Origin of the sequence: Bacillus sp. B-jedd (genome assembly GCF_000821085.1) — a bacterium.
In the GTDB taxonomy this organism is placed as follows: domain Bacteria; phylum Bacillota; class Bacilli; order Bacillales; family Cytobacillaceae; genus Bacillus_D.
The window spans coordinates 2,674,321-2,692,489 of record NZ_CCXR01000001.1; the positions used below are offsets into that span (position 1 = coordinate 2,674,321).

Annotated in this window: 19 protein-coding genes; 1 reads left to right on the top strand and 18 read right to left on the bottom strand. The window is 45.4% G+C overall.

The annotated features are described in order from the left end of the window. Window positions 1-52: 52 nt before the first annotated feature. The 12 genes from era to rpsU all read right to left on the bottom strand — a co-directional run bounded on the left by era (window position 53) and on the right by rpsU (window position 9,987). Window positions 53-967: a GTPase Era gene (gene era, locus BN1002_RS13290; protein WP_048825580.1), complete on the bottom strand. Its 915-nt coding sequence runs from the start codon at window positions 965-967 to the stop codon at window positions 53-55. Window positions 968-1,335: 368 nt separating this feature from the next. Next, window positions 1,336-1,695, bottom strand: a complete 360-nt coding sequence (locus BN1002_RS13295; RefSeq protein ID WP_048825581.1) for a diacylglycerol kinase family protein — start codon at window positions 1,693-1,695, stop codon at window positions 1,336-1,338. Window positions 1,696-1,702: 7 nt separating this feature from the next. Further along, window positions 1,703-2,182, bottom strand: coding sequence for an rRNA maturation RNase YbeY (ybeY, locus tag BN1002_RS13300; RefSeq protein ID WP_048825583.1), 480 nt, complete (start codon window positions 2,180-2,182; stop codon window positions 1,703-1,705). Continuing rightward, window positions 2,179-4,359 (bottom strand): HD family phosphohydrolase, encoded by a 2,181-nt coding sequence (locus tag BN1002_RS13305; protein ID WP_048825586.1) that lies wholly within the window; start codon window positions 4,357-4,359, stop codon window positions 2,179-2,181. The genes ybeY and BN1002_RS13305 overlap by 4 nt, the downstream gene beginning before the upstream one ends. A 198-nt stretch (window positions 4,360-4,557) precedes the next feature. Next, window positions 4,558-5,517 carry a PhoH family protein gene (locus BN1002_RS13310; RefSeq protein WP_048825587.1) on the bottom strand — a complete coding sequence of 320 codons (960 nt, stop codon included), beginning with the start codon at window positions 5,515-5,517 and terminating at the stop codon, window positions 4,558-4,560. A gap of 3 nt (window positions 5,518-5,520) precedes the next feature. After that, on the bottom strand, window positions 5,521-6,708 hold the full coding sequence (yqfD, locus tag BN1002_RS13315; protein ID WP_048825589.1) for a sporulation protein YqfD: 1,188 nt from the start codon (window positions 6,706-6,708) through the stop codon (window positions 5,521-5,523). Next, complete coding sequence (gene yqfC, locus BN1002_RS13320; RefSeq protein WP_048825591.1) at window positions 6,705-7,007, bottom strand: sporulation protein YqfC; 303 nt, start codon at window positions 7,005-7,007, stop codon at window positions 6,705-6,707. The genes yqfD and yqfC overlap by 4 nt, the downstream gene beginning before the upstream one ends. Window positions 7,008-7,095: 88 nt before the next feature. After that, the gene (locus BN1002_RS13325) at window positions 7,096-7,548 is read right to left on the bottom strand and encodes a hypothetical protein (RefSeq protein WP_048825592.1); all 453 of its coding nucleotides are present in this window, start codon (window positions 7,546-7,548) and stop codon (window positions 7,096-7,098) included. A gap of 40 nt (window positions 7,549-7,588) precedes the next feature. After that, window positions 7,589-8,581: a flotillin-like protein FloA gene (floA, locus tag BN1002_RS13330; protein WP_048825594.1), complete on the bottom strand. Its 993-nt coding sequence runs from the start codon at window positions 8,579-8,581 to the stop codon at window positions 7,589-7,591. Window positions 8,582-8,593: 12 nt separating this feature from the next. After that, a complete protein-coding gene (locus tag BN1002_RS13335; protein ID WP_048825596.1) occupies window positions 8,594-9,232 on the bottom strand; it encodes an NfeD family protein in 639 nt (212 codons plus the stop codon). 120 nt (window positions 9,233-9,352) lie between these two features. Beyond that, window positions 9,353-9,796 carry a GatB/YqeY domain-containing protein gene (locus BN1002_RS13340; RefSeq protein WP_048825597.1) on the bottom strand — a complete coding sequence of 148 codons (444 nt, stop codon included), beginning with the start codon at window positions 9,794-9,796 and terminating at the stop codon, window positions 9,353-9,355. 17 nt (window positions 9,797-9,813) lie between these two features. Next, window positions 9,814-9,987, bottom strand: coding sequence for a 30S ribosomal protein S21 (rpsU, locus tag BN1002_RS13345; RefSeq protein ID WP_015595024.1), 174 nt, complete (start codon window positions 9,985-9,987; stop codon window positions 9,814-9,816). A gap of 221 nt (window positions 9,988-10,208) precedes the next feature. Between rpsU and BN1002_RS13350 the strand changes: the two genes are divergently transcribed. After that, window positions 10,209-11,141 carry a Na/Pi symporter gene (locus tag BN1002_RS13350; protein ID WP_048825600.1) on the top strand — a complete coding sequence of 311 codons (933 nt, stop codon included), beginning with the start codon at window positions 10,209-10,211 and terminating at the stop codon, window positions 11,139-11,141. Between the two features lie 89 nt (window positions 11,142-11,230). Here the strand turns inward: BN1002_RS13350 and mtaB are convergent, their stop codons facing one another. The 6 genes from mtaB to grpE form a co-directional block, all read right to left on the bottom strand. Then, window positions 11,231-12,586, bottom strand: a complete 1,356-nt coding sequence (gene mtaB, locus BN1002_RS13355) for a tRNA (N(6)-L-threonylcarbamoyladenosine(37)-C(2))-methylthiotransferase MtaB (RefSeq protein ID WP_048825602.1) — start codon at window positions 12,584-12,586, stop codon at window positions 11,231-11,233. 6 nt (window positions 12,587-12,592) lie between these two features. Next, window positions 12,593-13,339, bottom strand: coding sequence for a 16S rRNA (uracil(1498)-N(3))-methyltransferase (locus tag BN1002_RS13360; protein ID WP_048825604.1), 747 nt, complete (start codon window positions 13,337-13,339; stop codon window positions 12,593-12,595). A 122-nt stretch (window positions 13,340-13,461) separates the two neighbouring features. Next, on the bottom strand, window positions 13,462-14,403 hold the full coding sequence (prmA, locus tag BN1002_RS13365) for a 50S ribosomal protein L11 methyltransferase (RefSeq protein WP_048825606.1): 942 nt from the start codon (window positions 14,401-14,403) through the stop codon (window positions 13,462-13,464). A gap of 16 nt (window positions 14,404-14,419) precedes the next feature. Next, window positions 14,420-15,547 (bottom strand): molecular chaperone DnaJ, encoded by a 1,128-nt coding sequence (gene dnaJ, locus BN1002_RS13370; protein ID WP_048825608.1) that lies wholly within the window; start codon window positions 15,545-15,547, stop codon window positions 14,420-14,422. A 163-nt stretch (window positions 15,548-15,710) separates the two neighbouring features. Beyond that, entirely contained in the window at window positions 15,711-17,549 is a 1,839-nt protein-coding gene (gene dnaK, locus BN1002_RS13375; RefSeq protein WP_048825609.1) for a molecular chaperone DnaK, read from the bottom strand. A gap of 39 nt (window positions 17,550-17,588) precedes the next feature. Continuing rightward, window positions 17,589-18,164 (bottom strand): nucleotide exchange factor GrpE, encoded by a 576-nt coding sequence (grpE, locus tag BN1002_RS13380; RefSeq protein WP_048825611.1) that lies wholly within the window; start codon window positions 18,162-18,164, stop codon window positions 17,589-17,591. Window positions 18,165-18,169 lie beyond the last annotated feature (5 nt).

Here is an 18,169-nt window from a genome sequence, read left to right on the forward strand (position 1 = left end):
ATAATCATACTCCTATTTGGTCAGCCACTGATAATGTGGAACGCCATTAGGCTTAATATTCATCTTCCCTGAAACCATAATCACGAAGCTGGGACATTTTATTCCGCCAATCCTTCTGGACTTTCACCCACAGTTCGAGGAAAACTTTTGTGCCAAGGAGTTGTTCGATATCCAGCCTTGCCCGTTTCCCGATTTCCTTCAGCATGGCTCCCTGCTTGCCAATAACGATTCCCTTTTGTGAATCTCTTTCAACCACAATGGTTGCCATAACATGGACTAAATCCTTTTGTCCATCCCGCTCCATCTTTTCAATCACTACGGCCAGGGAGTGGGGAACTTCCTCCCTTGTAAGGTGAAGTGCTTTTTCCCTGATCAATTCGGAGACAATGAACCGCTCCGGATGGTCTGTCACCTGGTCAGCCGGGTAAAATTGGGGCCCTTCTGGCATATGCTCTTTTATTTGCTCCAAAAGCCGGCCGACATTATTGCCTTCAAGGGCCGAAATGGGAACAATCGAATCGAATGGGTGTTTATCTTTATAATCGTCAATTATCTTCAAGAGCTCATCAGGATGCACCTTATCGATTTTATTTATTATTAGAAAAACAGGTGTTTTGACAGACTTGAATTTTTCAAGAATGAACTCTTCACCTTTTCCGAATCCTTCTTCGGCACTGACCATAAAAAGAATCAAGTCTACGCCCTTTAGTGTATTTTGTGCGACTTTCATCATAAAATCACCAAGCTTATGCTTGGGCTTATGAATGCCGGGGGTATCAATAAATATCAATTGCGCATCATCAAGGGTCAGTACCCCCTGCACTTTGTTGCGGGTTGTCTGTGGTTTATCGCTCATAATCGCGATTTTTTGCCCGATCACCCTGTTTAAAAATGTTGATTTTCCGACATTGGGCCTTCCTATGATCGAAATAAATCCTGATTTATAGCCTTTGTTTTCTTTCTCCATTACTGTAACTTCCTCCGATATCCAGCTGGGTGTTATACTCCCGGCTGTAGTTTCTCATATTACCTCAATACTATTTATTAAAACAAATCTCCTTCGGGAGTTAAGATGGTGAAAGAAAACTGACAGGCCCATATCGATCATATGAATACACTTCATTCCTGCTTTCATCATACCTTAAACTGCCTCCCATTTCACCCTTTGTAAGGGAAACTTAATAAAAAGTTTGAATTTTCCCAATATATTCTCATTAAGAAGAACCTGTTTTCGACATTGTAGCAAAGATTCTTCCCTGTTTACAAATCAAGAAATAAAATCTGATTTTTTTACACTCCAGAGAAAAGAAAAAAAGGCAGGCCGCCGCCTACCCTCTATAGACCCGGCATACCCGCAAGCCTGGGCCAAAAAATAATCAACCCTATAATGACTGAAAGGCAAGCAAATACTAAAACTGCCCCAGCCGCCATATCCTTTGCTTGTTTTGCCAAAGGGTGAAACTCCTCAGTTGAGAGATCAACCGCCCTTTCGATAGCTGAATTCATCAGTTCCAGCGAGATCATCCCGCCGATAGCGAATAGGATAAAAAGCCATTCCGTTGCCGTTATTGAAAAGAAAAAAGCAAGGGCAATGACTGCCGTCCCAATAATAAGATGAATCCTAAGGTTTCTTTCCTTCCTTGCAGCCTCAGCAATCCCAGCTATCGCATAGCCAAATGATTTGATCAGCCTCATACAGGCACTATCCTTGCTGCCTTGAAAGACCGTATCCCTCAAGGATGTCTTTTTGAAGGGAAAACATCTCGGTCTCTTCTTCTTTCGTTTCATGGTCGAAACCAAGAAGGTGAAGAAAGCCATGAACAGCCAGGAATCCAAGTTCCCTCATTAATGAGTGGCCGTATTCTTTAGCCTGCTCCTCTGTTTTCGGAATTGAAATGATAATATCACCTAAAATCCTAGGCATCCCTTCACCCATTATTTCCATTTCCCCTTCGCCTAGTTCCTCCATCGGAAAGGAAATAACATCAGTTGGCACATCCTTATTCCTGTAGTCGCGGTTAATTTCACGTATTCTTTCGTTTCCGACAAAAGTAATCGAAACTTCACTTCCATCTTCAACCTGTAATTGTTCCGCGGCAAAATTAAGCAGGCTTTCCAGCTGGTTGGCCGCTTCATCCTTAACTGTATTTGTTTCATCTAAAAAGTCGATCGTTAAAGTCATGCCTGTATCACCTTCTGTTTCGTAATTTCTGCGGGATATTCAATTCTTGAATGAAAGATCCCCTTTAAAGTTTCACATAGTGTATGTGCAACAATCTCAATTTCTTTCAATGTTAAATCGCATTCATTCAGCTGCCCATCCTGAAGTTTATCAGAAATGATCGAATTGACAAGCGCTTCAATTTGCTCGGGGGTAGGATGGGACATCGACCTTACGGCTGCCTCCACGCTGTCCGCGATGGCTATAATGGCCGTTTCCTTTGTCTGCGCTTTCGGCCCTGGGTAGCGGTAGTCACTTTCCTTCGCAGTCCCGCTCTGGTTCGCTTTATGATAAAAATATTTTATTAGTGAAGTGCCATGGTGCTGTTCGGCGATTTCGATAATTTCTTTTGGCATCCGATGCTTTCTCAGCAGCGCGGCTCCATCCGTTGCATGCGCAATAATAATTTGCGCACTTTTCTGCGGCGATAACCGGTCATGCGGATTTTCCCTATTCATTTGGTTTTCAATAAAAAAAATTGGGCGTTTTGTTTTGCCGATATCATGGTAATAACAACCCACCCTGGCTAGCAGGCCATTTGCCCCGATTGCTTCGCAGGCCGCTTCAGACATGTTCGCAACCATGACACTGTGATGATAGGTGCCCGGTGCTTCAGTCAGAATCTTTTTGAGCAGGGGATGGTTCGGATTTGAAAGTTCAATCAGCCTCATCGTTGATAAAATCCCGAAGCTCGTTTCTAAAAACGGCAGGATACCCAAGGCCAGGACTGCTGAGGCGATCCCTGATACGGCGGCGAATATAAAGAGCAAACCATATTCCACCCCGGAATACTGAGTGTTCCTTAAAAATAAAAGGGTGAACACAATTGCAAGATTGACTAAGGAAACAAATAATCCAGCCGGCAATATTTTCGACCTTGCATTTTGCCCCTTCAGCAGGAACGTTGCGGCTAACCCTCCGCATAATTGATAAATACCTGCGGACATATTCAAGGTACCGGTCATTTCTTCATTAAAAATAATGCTCCCGCAAATGGCCTGAACGACTGCGGTAAGCCACGCGAGCTTCTCATCGATCAGGATTGTGAGCAACATGCCGGCCATTGCGGCAGGAACTAAATAACTTATTCCCTCATAATCCAACTGCTGAAACTGACTGACTATTTTCATCAAAATGATGGAAAATGAAAATATAATCCCGAAGAGCAAAAGACTGGTTTGTTTTTTATCAGAGGTTACTTTTTGCTGTGTGAAATAATAATAAAATGCCGATAAAACAATGACAATCAATAAGGTTAGCCCTATAAATGGTTTTTTCGAATCCTGGCTGCCAAGGAGGCCGGTAAGCTTAAGCTGGCGGTATATTTCATGGGTGACAAGTTCCCCTTCCTCTACAATGACCTGGCCCTCAAGGATCTTGACAGGTTCAACACTTTCCGAAGCTTGTCTGCGCTTTTCTTCAGTTGCCTGCGGGTCATAAAATTCATTCTGGATGACAGCAAATCGCCCCAAAAGAATGGACGCCTGCTTTAAACTTGTATCCATAGTGGTGTATTTAATTTCTTCTTCAACTCTTTTTTTAGCATTTTCAACTTCATCTGCTGATATCCTGCTATCCATCTCATTGCTGATTGCCGTAATCGTCAAGTCTTTCGCTATGGCCAATTGGCTATTATCGGCGCTGACAAGCGCTAAAAAAACCTCTTCCGGTAATTCTTCTATGACGGAAGATGTTAGTCTCCCTTTTAAATCCTTCACCTTATCCGCAACAGATATCGGCGTTATCTCCGGCTTTGGCTCCCCCTCCTCCGCCTCCTCCGCCGCTTTTTTCATTTCTTCTTGGGCTTCCTGATTCACTTTAATGGCAGAATCGTAAATAGAACCGACTAAATCGACTTGGTTTTTGGAGTATTCCCTTTTGAGAGTGTAGACCGCGGGGATCCGGTCCAGTTCTTCTTTCCGTTTAGCCTCTGTACTCTCTCTATCTTCCACTGTAAGCGGAGACACCACTGTCTTTTCGGCAACGTCAAAGAGGCCAAGCTTCAATTGTTCCGGCTTGACATTGCTATACATGGACAGGAAAAGGACAACACCTAGAATAACGAAAAAAACGATCCTAAAAAAAGCAAAGTTTAGCAATTGCTTAATTCTCTGAAATTGCTGTTGAAGCAAAATCATGATAGAAGTCCCCCTCCCAAAGTGGGTTTATATGTAAAGAAAGCTTTGCGTTTATTTGATTGATGAGAAAACTGCCAACCAACTGGACGTTCGTCCTTTTAGAAAGCATACCAGTTTTCAAGCCATATTTCACTTAAAATTCCAAATTCACAGCTTCTGGGAGGAGGAAATTGAAAAAAGCTGCCCGGATGGACAGCTTTACTCAACTTTGCCATAAGCATTTATGATTCTTCCGACGAGTGGATGGCGTACGACATCGCTTTGCTCAAGAAGGACAAAAGAAATTCCTTTCACTTGGCCCAGTATCTCCTCGGCTGAAACCAGTCCGGATTTTGCACCTTTCGGCAAATCAATTTGTGTTTTATCCCCGGTGATAATCATTTTCGAACCAAAACCGAGCCGTGTCAGGAACATTTTCATTTGGGCATGGGTTGTGTTCTGTGCTTCATCGAGGATGACAAAAGCTTCATCAAGGGTCCGCCCCCTCATATAGGCAAGAGGAGCTATTTCAATCGTGCCGCGTTCAATCAGCCTGACAGTGTGCTCCATGCCTAGAACATCATGTAGGGCATCATAGAGCGGCCTTAAATAGGGATCTACCTTTTCCTTCAGATCTCCCGGAAGGAAACCAAGACTCTCACCAGCTTCAACAGCAGGCCTGGTCAAGATGATTTTGTTCACGCTGCCATTTTTCAATGCGGCAACTGCCATCACAACCGCCAGATATGTTTTTCCTGTACCGGCTGGACCGATTCCAAATACCATATCGTGCTTCTTGATCGCATTAATGTAATAACCCTGTCCGATTGTTTTCGCCCGAATGGATTTCCCTTTGGAATTCTTGGCGATTTCCTCTTCGAATAAATTTTCAAAATATTCGAGGGTTCCTTTCCTCGCGAGTTCTATTGCATATAAGACGTCACGCGGGCCGATGCTGATTCCTTTCCTGATTACGTATGCAAGCTTTTCCATCACCGAGGCGGCAAGTTCTGCCTGGTCTTCTGGACCAGCCACATTAATGACTTCTCCCCTCGAAATAATCGACACCCTCAATTCCTGTTCCAGAATTTTCAGGTTCGTATCAGAGTTTCCAAAAAGAGTGATGGCCTCATTTGGATTTTCAAGCTGAAGTTGGATAATTTTTGGATTTTCTGCCATTCATTAATCTCCTTGAATAATCGGTTGTCCTATTGCGATATTTTCAATTACGGTGTATAAGATAGACAGTTTAACTTTACCATTGGAAATCGTACGGTGCAAAATTTTCTCCTCTTTAATGATAGCATTTTCATCTATGCGTTTTTTTAAATCCAATTTTGCTAATTCAGCTGCCTTTTTAACCGCTTCTTCCTTCGTATACACGCGGGTGACCTCTTCCCGCTCCCTCATTGTCTTGTTTACGTACGCAACAGGCAATTTCCACTTGTAAATCTTCGGATTAACTGCTGCTGTTTCTGTTTCATAATTCTTGAATTCCACCTTGCCAAAACCCCAAACCGGGATACTGAAGCCGCCAAACCGCAAATAATGTTTTTGCTGTTCCAGCCCATTGAATACTTGGAATGTGGCTGATAAAGGCAGTTCCGCATAGCCTTTGTAAAGGGTTTCCCCCCAGACTTCGCCTTTTGCGGCTATCGCTTCTTCTTCACCTTCTCTGCCAATCAATCCCGATACGAGCATCTGGCCAGGCACGACCCGGTCATTTACATCAAAAAGTTTTTTCCCTTTCTCAATAAAATAGTTAACAACTACCGCTTCCTTTTTGGCAATCAGATGTCTTGGAGTCAGGTACTCCATTTCTTTGGGCTCATTTTTCTCGACAACCCTAAGATGATAGGTTGTCCCCCGGAGTTCCACACCAACCCATGTTATAGCACCAACCTCGTTCGTCAGGTTCCTCTGGATTGTTTCTACGCTATCAAGGAAAAACATCAGCTTTCCTGGCTTAACCCCAATCTTGTCCAATTCTTTCCTGATCTGATACTCCGTTTCCGGTTTAGCTCCTTTTATTTCTATACCCCAAACAATATTTGATAACAACATAAAGATAATCAAAAACAGGAAGCCGCCGATCAAAAAACCACTATTTTTTAATATCCGTTTTATTAAAAACGGATACCCTTTCCGGCTGATAAATGATATCTTCAAACCGGTACCCCTTACATGCCTGCGGATTTGGAAGGCGTCTGTCAGCCTGAGGGTAAATTGGATTGTATCGGGACCTTTTCTTTTAACGTTCCATAGAAGAAAGCCATTTCTGGCCAGCGTATTAAGAAAGCGTTCATTGCCATTTCCCGACAGCCTGACAGTCACTTTTCCCCTGAAAAACTCCATCCATTCATTTTTCATTTAGATCCCCCGGTTTCTTCGTTTATATAGACAACCTGGTCTATTTTTCCTTCCAGTAATATTTCTTCCGGCAAAATCGTCTTAATGACAAAGGCCTTGCCTTTTATCAAAAGCTGCCCCTTTTTCAGCAGCAGTCTAAGTTCCCGGTCTGTAAAGGTCAACAGCCCTCTATGATTTTCTATATAGATATGGATTTGTCCAATCATCGTAATTCTTGGTAAATCCATCGTGACATCTTGAGGAAGATCCATTTTTATCGATATCCATTTTCGGAGTGAATGGCCCCATTTCTTCGCCATAAAAAAAAGAACCCCCTTTCACATCATATTTATGAAATGAAAGGGGGTTCTAGCACCTATTTTTCGTACCATCCAGCAGGCATTGAAGCTACCGTTTGTAATAAGGTTTCTTTGCGCGCGGAGGACCAAGTATTTCGGCCCAGACAATCGCATCGGCAAGATTCTTTTCTGTAACAGGTTCGATGGCTGGCATTTCCTCGTTAGCATGTGTCTGCTCCTGCCTTATGGAACCCCTGACACTGCCAGGGTTTTTGGCCCGTTCCATCATCGCAGGGGGAGTTTCTCCCCTTGCTGCGGGCTTCACAGCCTGTTTTATTTTTTCTTTAGGATGGAGCGGCTTATGGTTCCTTACAGGCGGCGCAGTTTCATGGCCCGGCTGTTCCTGCCGGGTTATTTCCCGGTATGTTTCTTCTAATTCCTTTTTCAGGTCTGGAAGGGTCCGCCGCTTATTCTCTGTACTCCCTTTTGATTTTGCGAAAAGGGAAGAAATAAAGGCAATGACAATAAATAAAAGAATCGGATTTTCAAATATTCTTTCCAAAATGCGCCTCCTTCCCTGCCGCAATGGCAGTTATGGCTGCTTACTGGCCATCTTTCTTTTTATCCTTGCCCATTTTACCGATTGAATCTCTCATATCGGTATCAGCAGAGATATTACGGAAATTCATATAATCCATGACTCCAAAGTTGCCAGTCTTCAGCGCGTCTGCCATTGCTAACGGAACTTCAGCTTCCGCCTCGACAACACGTGCCCGCATCTCTTCTACCCTTGCGCGCATCTCTTGTTCGCTGGCGACAGCCATCGCACGGCGCTCTTCCGCTTTTGCCTGGGCGATTTTCTTATCCGCTTCAGCCTGCTCGGTTTGCAGCTCCGCACCGATATTCTTGCCGATATCAACGTCGGCAATGTCAATCGAGAGGATTTCAAACGCTGTTCCGGCATCAAGTCCTTTCGCCAGGACTGTTTGGGAAATCAGATCAGGATTTTCAAGTACTTTACTATGGTTTTCCGAAGAACCAATTGTTGATACGACCCCTTCACCGACCCTGGCCACAACTGTTTCTTCCCCGGCTCCCCCGACTAGGCGGTCGATATTTGCCCTTACCGTAATTCTGGCCTTGGCTTTTACCTCAATACCGTTCATCGCGACACCCGCGATGAATGGTGTTTCAATTACTTTCGGGTTAACACTCATTTGCACTGCTTCAAGCACGTCCCGCCCCGCAAGGTCGATGGCCGCGCTCCTTTCAAAGGAAAGTTCGATATTGGCTCTGTGGGCTGCAATCAGGGCATTTACCACCCTGTCAACATTTCCCCCCGCCAAATAATGGCTTTCAAGCTGGTTTGTTGTTACGTTAAGGCCAGCTTTATGGGCTTTAATAAGCGGATTGATCACTCTGTGCGGCGTTACTCGGCGAAGCCTCATACCAATCAGGGTGAAAATGCTGACCCTTACCCCCGCAGCCAGTGCTGAAATCCACAGCATCACCGGCACAAAGGATAATAAAATGGCAAATAAAATGATTGCTACAGCTACAATGGCAAATAAAAAAATCGTTTCACTCGTTAACATTCCATAACCTCCTTAGTTCTTTATCTCTCTTACGACTATCCTGGGTCCCTCGACTTCGATGACCTTCACTCTGGCATCCTGCCTGATAAAAGCCCCTTCTGTCACAACGTCAATGCGTTCGCTGTTGAAAATGGCGGTTCCAGATGGCCTCAGAACAGTTAGGGCAACACCTTCCCGCCCCAAAAGATCCGTCCTGTTGACATTGGAAACATAGCCATCTTCCTTGCGGGCCTCATCATACAATACCATAGAATTGAAAATAGTCATCTTTTTATGGAAAACCTTTATGAGCAGGATAAAAAATACAATTGAGAAAAAAATAGAAATTAATAAGGAGACACCCATTTGAAAAGTACTTCCACCTGCCAGAAAAAGACTTCCAATCAACGCGGCTACCCCCAGTGTTCCTGCAACAGCTCCAGGCAAAAAGAATTCCAGGAAAATTAGGACAATTCCGCCGATAAAAAGTGCCAGTGTCCCGAATCCTGCTTGGCCTGCGATGTAGTGGCCGTAAAAAAATATGAGCAGCGCGCTAAGCCCGACCAGTCCAGAAAGCCCTATCCGCGGTGAAAAAAGCTCCAGCACCATCGCCATGCCGGCTATTGTCAATAATACTGTTACCACTATGGGATCTGTAATAATTTCCGCCATCTAAATCCCCCCTCTATATCTCCTTGCCTTATTATGTACGCATCAGCATCTATAAAGTTTCATTTTTAGAAGTAAAATAAAACCGCAGGCTTTCGCCTGCGGCCATTGATGTCAGTTGAATTATGAAAGGTGTTGTTGCACAAGTTTATTCACAAGAGATCCGTCTGCCTTGCCTTTTACTTTTGGCATAATGGCAGCCATCACTTTTCCCATTTCAGCTTTAGAACTTGCACCGGTTTCAGTAATTGTTTCCTTTACAATGCCTTCAAGCTCTTCTTCAGAAAGCTGCTGAGGCATATAAATTTCAACTATTGCTATTTCCTGATGCAACTTTTCCACAAGATCTTGGCGACCTGCTTTATCAAATTCATGAAGGGAGTCTTTCCGTTGTTTCATTTCGCGAGAAAGGACAGTAAGTTCTTCTTCCCCGGTGAGTTCTTTCCCATGCTTAATGGCTTCATTCTGCAGGGAAGCTTTAATCATCCGGATAACAGTCAACTTGTCTTTGTCTTTGCTTTTCATCGCTAGTTTCATGTCATTATTCAAACGCTCGAGTAGACTCAAAATGATCCGACCCTCTCTTAGAACTTGCGTTTTCTAGCTGCTTCAGACTTCTTCTTACGCTTTACACTAGGCTTTTCGTAGAATTCGCGCTTTCTAGCTTCTTGGATAGTACCTGATTTAGATACAGTACGTTTAAAGCGTCGAAGAGCATCTTCAAGCGATTCGTTTTTACGAACGACGGTTTTAGACATTCTCTTTCCCTCCCTCCGAACACAACACACTCACATCAAACACATGGAAGTCCATGTACTTTGCCATTATAATACAACCTTTACATGAGGTCAACTGAATTTAAGCATGACTTGTGTATCGGACTCAATCTTATTTTCACCCAAATGCGAAATTTTAGCCACAAAAGGGAAAATCCTATCATTCTTCCAGTGGACAGGCAATAGAATGGTAACGGGAGAGGATGCGCTTGAAATATATTATTTTATTTAGTTTATGTATTGGATTATTTATCCTGGGGATGACAGTCATCAGGATCGGGATGTTTAATATTTCCGGGGACAGGCTTAAAGTACTCCTGAAAAAACTGACTAGCAGTCCGGCAAAAGGAATGGTTACAGGCACCTTGGTCACGGCTGTATTGCAAAGCAGTTCAACAGTAATGGTATTGGCGATTGGTTTGATTTCCGCAAGAGTCCTGACCTTTCCACAATCTATTGGGATTATCCTCGGTACCAATATCGGAACAACTTTTAAAACGGAGCTGATCACTTTTGATCTTGGCAGGATACTGATCCCGATAGCTATTATAGGCGTCTTATTTACTTTCGCAAAGAATGCGGCTTGGAGAAGCCTTGGGATGGTTTTTCTGGGAATAGCCTCGGTTTTCACTGCTATGAAGGGATTTGAGGCACTGGCGGTCCCCCTTACTTCGGTTGACTCGGTTTCTCGGCTGTTAATGTCTTTAAACGAGCATGTACTGATGGGTATTGCTGCTGGCGCATGCATGACTGCCATCATTCAATCAAGTACAGCAATGACCGGTATAGCCATGGGATTCCTTACTTCAGGTGTTCTCGGACTCGAAGCAGGAATCGCGGTCATGCTTGGGGCAAATATCGGAACTTGCATCACCGCACTGATTGCGTCAATAGGCGGAGGAGAAGAAGCGAAGCTGGCGGCCTTCGCACATGTATGGCTGAATGTTATTGGTGTATTGTTGTTCATCCCACTCATTCCTGTTCTCGGGGGCCTGGGACCGAATCTGGCTAAATCCCCCGATGTCCAGCTGGCGCACATCAGTGTCATTTTCAACGTGCTAACGTCTTTAATGGCTCTCCCGTTTGCTGAGAGGTTTGGTAGGATGATTATGTATCTGCATGCCCGCAAAGTATAAAAGCCTTCCAAAAGGACTGAACGGAAAATGGGAGCTACGATAAAAAAACTGCCCGGCGCTTTGCCGGGCAGCTGCATTCTCAGTTGTTTTTACAAGATTGCTTCTATGAGCGCCTCTTCTTCATCTTCCAACACACGGACAAATTGTCCTTCATTGTAAGGATAGCCAGCTTTGGCGATTTTCACTTTAACAATTTTGCCAACCATATCTTCACTCGCAGGGAAAACAACCTTCAGATAGTTATCAGTGTAACCGACATATAACCCTTTATTTTCCCCTTCCTTGAACTCCTCTTCAGGAATCACTTCAAGGACTTCCCCTTCAAAACGGGAAGCATATTCCTTCGCCAACTGATCGGAAAGTGCGATAAGCCTGTGGACGCGCTCATTTTTCACTTCCTCATCAACCTGGTCCTCCATCCTTGCAGCCGGTGTCCCGGTCCGCTTGGAATATGGGAATACATGAAGCTCGGAAAATTTATGCGCTTTGATGAAGTTATAGGTTTCCATGAACTCTTCTTCTGTTTCACCTGGAAAACCTACAATCACATCGGAAGTGACTGCAAGGCCTGGAAGCACCTCTTTCAGCCGATCAAGACGCTCGCCGAAAAATTCCATCGTATACTTCCTGCGCATTCTTTTCAGAACAGTATCCGATCCGGATTGAAGCGGAATATGAAGATGGCGGACAACCAACTTCGAGTCATTGATCACCTGAATGACTTCATCTGTAATCTGGCTCGCTTCAATCGAAGAGATCCGCAAGCGTTTCAAGCCTTTTACTTCGGCCTCTAAATCACGAAGAAGGGCGGCTAGGTTGTAATCTTTCATATCCTCACCGTATCCGCCGGTATGGATGCCGGTCAAAACGATTTCCTTGTAACCCGCGTCAACAAGCTGCTGGGCCTGGCGGATTACTTCCTTTGGATCCCGGGATCTCATCAAGCCCCGTGCCCAAGGAATGATACAAAAAGTACAGAAGTTATTGCAGCCTTCCTGTATTTTTAGCGATGCCCTTGTCCTATCGGTAAATGCAGGCACATCAAGTTCCTCATAAACCCGGTTCTTCATAATATTGCAGACACCATTGATAGGCTGGCGCTCCTGCTTGTATTGCCCGATATATTCAAGCATTTTCACGCGGTCCTGTGTCCCCACAACGATATCCACGCCGGGAATCGCGAGGATTTCCGCGGGAGAGGTCTGGGCATAACAGCCTGTAACACAAATGACAGCGTCAGGATTCTTTCTGATCGCCCTGCGGATGACCTGACGGCTTTTCTTATCTCCGGTATTCGTGACTGTGCATGTATTGATTATATAAACATCCGAAGCAGATTCAAATTCGACCCGCTCATAGCCTTCCTGTTTAAACAATTGCCAGATTGCTTCTGTTTCATAGTGGTTCACCTTGCATCCAAGAGTATGAAACGCGACTGTAGGCATGTAAACTCACCTCATAAGTTCTAATTGGTAGGAGATCGCCGCCAGCGCATAAAGCGGGGCGGTTTCTGCCCTTAATATCCTCGGGCCGAGCCCGCAAAGCTTAAAATCATTCTCTTTCAATAGCATGACTTCCTTTTCGGAAAGTCCTCCTTCAGGCCCAAATACAATGAACAACGAATCGTCTGTTTTTATTTGGCTGAGTGTTTCGCGAAAAACAGAAGTTTCTCCGGACCTGCTTTCCTCTTCATAGGCAACAAGCTTGAATTGATAGGCATCGCTGGCCTTCAAAAGGGACTGGAAATCCATTGGCACTGTCACCTCCGGCACATGATTCCGATGGGACTGCTCGGCAGCCTCCTTCGCAATTTTTTGCCAGCGCTCCACTTTTTTGCCTGACTTCTTTTCATCGAGCTTAACCACAGATCGGGCTGCGGTAAAGGGAACGAAGCGATGGGCTCCCATTTCCGTTCCTTTTTGGATAATCCATTCGAGCTTGTCCCCTTTTGGGAGACCGCATGCGATGGCAACATGGACCGGCAATTCAGCAGTTTCATCATTCCATTTTACTATATCGGCCATAACAGCTTCATCGGTAATTTCTGCAATTTTGCAAAGAGCGCTCCTGCCGGCCGGATCAACACAAATAATCTCCTCATCCGGAGTCATTCTCATAACCTTTACGATATGATGACGGTCCTCACCTTCAAGAATGAAGCGCCCCTGTTCCTGTTTATTGACAAAATAGCGCTGCACCTTCAGCACCCCTTTGCAAGCAATATTTCTATTTTACTAAAAGTTGCGCCTAAAGTCACTAAAATGAATATACAAAATGAAAAGGCATCCGCGAGTCTTAACGGATGCCGAATTCACATTTTCTAGTTTCGTTGGGCAATGATCGCAACCCAGTCTTCCATCAACATGGTTTCTTTGATAGTAAATCCATCATTTATAAGGGCATCCATGACCAAGTCCTTTTTTGCCTGAATAATGCCTGATGTGATGAAAATGCCGCCCGGTTTGAGTACACGGTTTGCATCCTCAGTAAACCTGACAATCACCTCGGCCAGGATATTGGCGACAATTACATCTGCCGATTGCCCTTCTATTCCGTCAAGAAGGTTGTTCTGGGCAACTACGGCCCTGTCCTGGACTTTGTTCAGTTTGATATTCAGCTTAGCTGCTTTAACGGCTACATCATCCAAGTCATATGCTTTTATGGAGGCAGCACCGAGCAAGGCCGCTGCGATGCTCAGCACCCCTGACCCGGTTCCCACATCAATTACTTTATCCCCGCTCTTAACCGTGCGTTCCAGCGCCTGTATGCACAGGACGGTTGTCGGGTGGGTGCCAGTCCCGAAAGCCATGCCGGGATCAAGTTCAATAATCAATTCATCACTATTGACTGGTGTATACTCTTCCCATGTCGGCACGACTGTGAACCGCTCGGATATTTTTACTGGGTTATAATACTTTTTCCAGGCTGTTGCCCATTCCTCTTCGTTAACCTCGGAGATGGTTACTTTATTCAACCCGATGTCAATATCGTGGATAATCAAATTATTGATGGATTCCTTAATTGCTTCTACCGTTTCCCCAAGGAAGCTGTTGACGGGCAGATAAGCCTTCACAATAACTCCCTCTTCCGGATAATCATTTGGATCAAGCTGGTATATCTCCCCGAATTGATCCTCACGTTCTTTAATCAATTCGAATGGGTCTTCGATGACCACTCCGCTAGCTCCAGCCTCATGAAGGATATGGGAAATTGGTTCAACTGCCTCATTTGTTGTATGGATGCTGATTTCAGACCATTTCATTGCGATTGCCCCATTCTCAGTCGCCCTTGAAGGCGCGTTTTACTTTTGAAAAAAAGCTTTCTTCATGTTCTCCAAGCGGTGCATTCCCGCTGATTTCCGCGAACTCGCGCAGCAGCTGCTTTTGCTTATCCGATAATTTCGTTGGTGTGATAATACGGACGATCACATGCTGATCGCCGGTTCCATAACCACGGACGTTCGGGATGCCTTTCCCGCGAAGGCGGAACTTTGTCCCTGACTGGGTCCCGGATGGAACTTTTAATTTCACCTTTCCATGAAGGGTGGGAACTTCAATTTCATCCCCTAAAGAAGCCTGGACGAAGGTCAAAGGCATTTCACAGTACACATCGTCCCCATCGCGTTCGAAAAACTCATGCGGCCTTACGTGGAAGACGACATATAAGTCCCCAGGAGGCCCCCCGTTGACGCCGGCTTCTCCCTGGCCAGCCATCCGCAATTGCTGGCCATCATCGATGCCTGCCGGGATTTTCACATGAATTTTCTTGCGTTTTCTGACCTTGCCTTCTCCGCCGCAGGTTGAGCATTTATGCTTGATTTCCTTGCCTGTTCCATTACAGTAATTACATACCCTGCGATTGACAATTCGGCCAAATGGGGTATTTTGTTCGACGTTCAGCTGGCCTGTTCCATGGCAATGCTGACATGTTTCCGGGCTGGTCCCCGGTTTAGCACCCGTGCCATGGCACGTTTCACACGTTTCGTCGCGCGGGATTTCTATATCCGTTTCTTTGCCAAATGCAGCTTCTTCGAAGGTAACTGTCATCGTGTATTGGAGATCGGCTCCCTGCCTTGGTGCGTTTGGATCGCGTCTTCTCGCCCCGCCGCCCCCAAAGAATGAATTGAATATATCTTCAAAACCGCCAAAGCCGCCGCCAAAATCAGCGCCGCCTCCGAAGCCCTGGTTCGGGTCAGTATGCCCAAATTGATCATAGTGGGCGCGTTTTTGGTCATCGCTCAGCGTTTCATATGCCTCTTTTACTTCCTTGAACTTTTCATCCGCATCAGGTTCCTTGTTTATATCCGGGTGGAATTTTTTTGATAGCTTCCGGTATGCTTTTTTAATCTCATCCTTGGAAGCACCTTTCCCGATCCCCAGAACCTCATAGTAATCCCTTTTGCTCATCTAACCACTCCCGCAAAATCTCACATAAAAATAATTGTAACATCCATAAGGATGTTAAACAATATAAAGCTAGGAAGCCCTTTGAGGCAATCCATAGAAAAAGCCAAAGCCGGTGAACGTGACTTTGACTTTTTCCACAGGGTCTCCTCAGCGGGCCTCTATCTTATTTCTCGTCTTTGATTTCTTCGAATTCGGCGTCGACGACGTTGTCATCCTTGCGTGCGCCGCCTTCAGCTCCAGCTTCCTGGCCCTGCTGTGCCTGGGCTTGCTTTGCAGCTTCTTCATATAGTTTGACAGAAAGATTCTGGACGATTTCCTGAAGCGCATCTTTCTTAGCCCGCATTTCTTCGAGGTCATTCTTCTCGATGGCGGCCTTGAGAGCGTCTTTTGCTTCATTGGCCTGCGCCACATCCGAAGCATCGACTTTGCCTTCAAGATCCTTCAATGTTTTTTCTGTCGTGAAGACAAGCTGGTCCGCTTCGTTGCGGAGGTCGGCTTCTTCTTTCGCCTTTTTATCAGCATCAGCGTTCAATTCAGCTTCCTTGACCATGCGCTGGATTTCTTCATCACTCAGGCCTGTGGAAGACTTGATTGTAATTTGCTGCTCTTTGTTTGTGCCAAGATCCTTGGCGCGGACATTTACTATTCCGTTTTTGTCTATATCGAATGATACTTCGATTTGCGGAATGCCGCGTGGAGCAGGCGGAATATCTGTTAATTGGAAACGGCCAAGCGTCTTGTTGTGCGATGCCATTGGGCGTTCCCCCTGCAAGACATGGATATCGACTGCAGTCTGGTTATCCGCAGCTGTAGAAAAAATCTGCGACTTGGAAGTCGGGATGGTTGTATTGCGTTCAATCAGCTTCGTCATGACTCCGCCCATTGTTTCAATTCCGAGCGAAAGCGGGGTAACGTCTAGAAGGACAATATCCTTTACATCCCCGGAAATGACACCGCCCTGGATTGCCGCACCCATTGCCACAACTTCATCAGGGTTGACTCCGCGGTGCGGTTCCTTGCCTGTCGCGCGCTTAATTGCTTCTTGGACAGCCGGAATCCTTGTCGATCCGCCCACGAGGATGACTTTATCAATTTCGGAAGCGGACAAACCGGCATCACTCAATGCCTGGCGGGTAGGGCCCATTGTCCGTTCGACCAAATTAGCGGTCAACTCATCAAATTTCGCCCTTGTCAATGTCACATCGAGGTGAAGCGGTCCGGCAGCACCAGCTGTGATAAACGGTAATGAAATCTGGGTTGACGTAACCCCGGAAAGGTCTTTCTTCGCTTTTTCAGCCGCGTCCTTCAAGCGCTGAACAGCCATTTTATCCTGTGACAGATCAATCCCATTTTCTTTTTTGAATTGGTCAACCAGGTAATCAATAACAGCCTGGTCAAAATCGTCGCCGCCAAGGCGGTTATCGCCGGCAGTTGCTTTTACCTCGAAAACCCCATCCCCGAGCTCAAGGATCGATACATCGAATGTACCTCCACCAAGGTCGTAAACAAGGATTGTCTGATCTTCTTCCATTTTATCAAGGCCGTAAGCCAATGCAGCAGCGGTAGGCTCGTTAATGATCCTTTCCACTTCAAGGCCCGCAATCCGGCCCGCATCCTTGGTTGCCTGGCGCTCAGCATCATTAAAGTACGCAGGTACAGTAATGACTGCTTTTGTTACCTTTTCACCAAGGTAGTCTTCTGCATAGGATTTCAAGTATTGAAGAAGAATGGCGGACACTTCTTGCGGTGTATATTTCTTGCCCTCAATTTCTTCTGTATGGCTTGTTCCCATATGCCTTTTAATGGACATAATGGTATTGGCATTTGTAACAGCCTGGCGTTTGGCCACTTCACCAATCTGGCGCTCGCCATTTTTAAAAGCAACGACTGACGGAGTGGTGCGGTTTCCTTCCGGATTCGGGATTACCTTAGGTTCTCCCCCTTCAAGTACGGCAACACAGGAGTTAGTCGTACCAAGGTCTATTCCAATGATTTTACTCATAATCCATTTCCTCCAATTCCGAATATGTAGACGGGCATCCTATTGATTGACTTTTACCATTGAATGGCGGATTACCCTATCCTTTAGCAAATACCCTTTTTGAAATTCTTCAACCACTGTATTTGATTCATAAGCACTGTCATCCACTTGCATGACCGCCTGGTGGTAATTCGGGTCAAACGGTTTGCCGACTGCCTCGATTGGCTGAAGCCCCTCTTTCTTCAAAGCACCAAGCAATCCCCGGTAAACCATTTCCATTCCCTGTTTCAGTGAAGCGGCCTGTTCTCCGTCCACTTCAACACTCAATGCCCTTTCAAAGTTATCAAGGGTTGGTAGAATATCGGATATAAGGTTTTGGGCACGGTATTTTTCGGCTGCTTCGGTGTCAAGCTTAACCCGGCGCCTATAATTGTCAAAATCAGCCTGTAGCCTGAAATAGCGGTTTTCAACTTCATTAAGTTTTTTCTGAAATTCAGCAGCCATCGCAGCCGTGTTGTCAGTTTCTTCAGCTGCCTCTGATTTTTCGGAGGCAGTTTCTTCATCAGCAAGCACCGGCTCGTTCTGTTCCACTTCTTCCGTCTGGGCAAAATCAGTCTTCTTGTTTTCTTCTGTCAATTTGC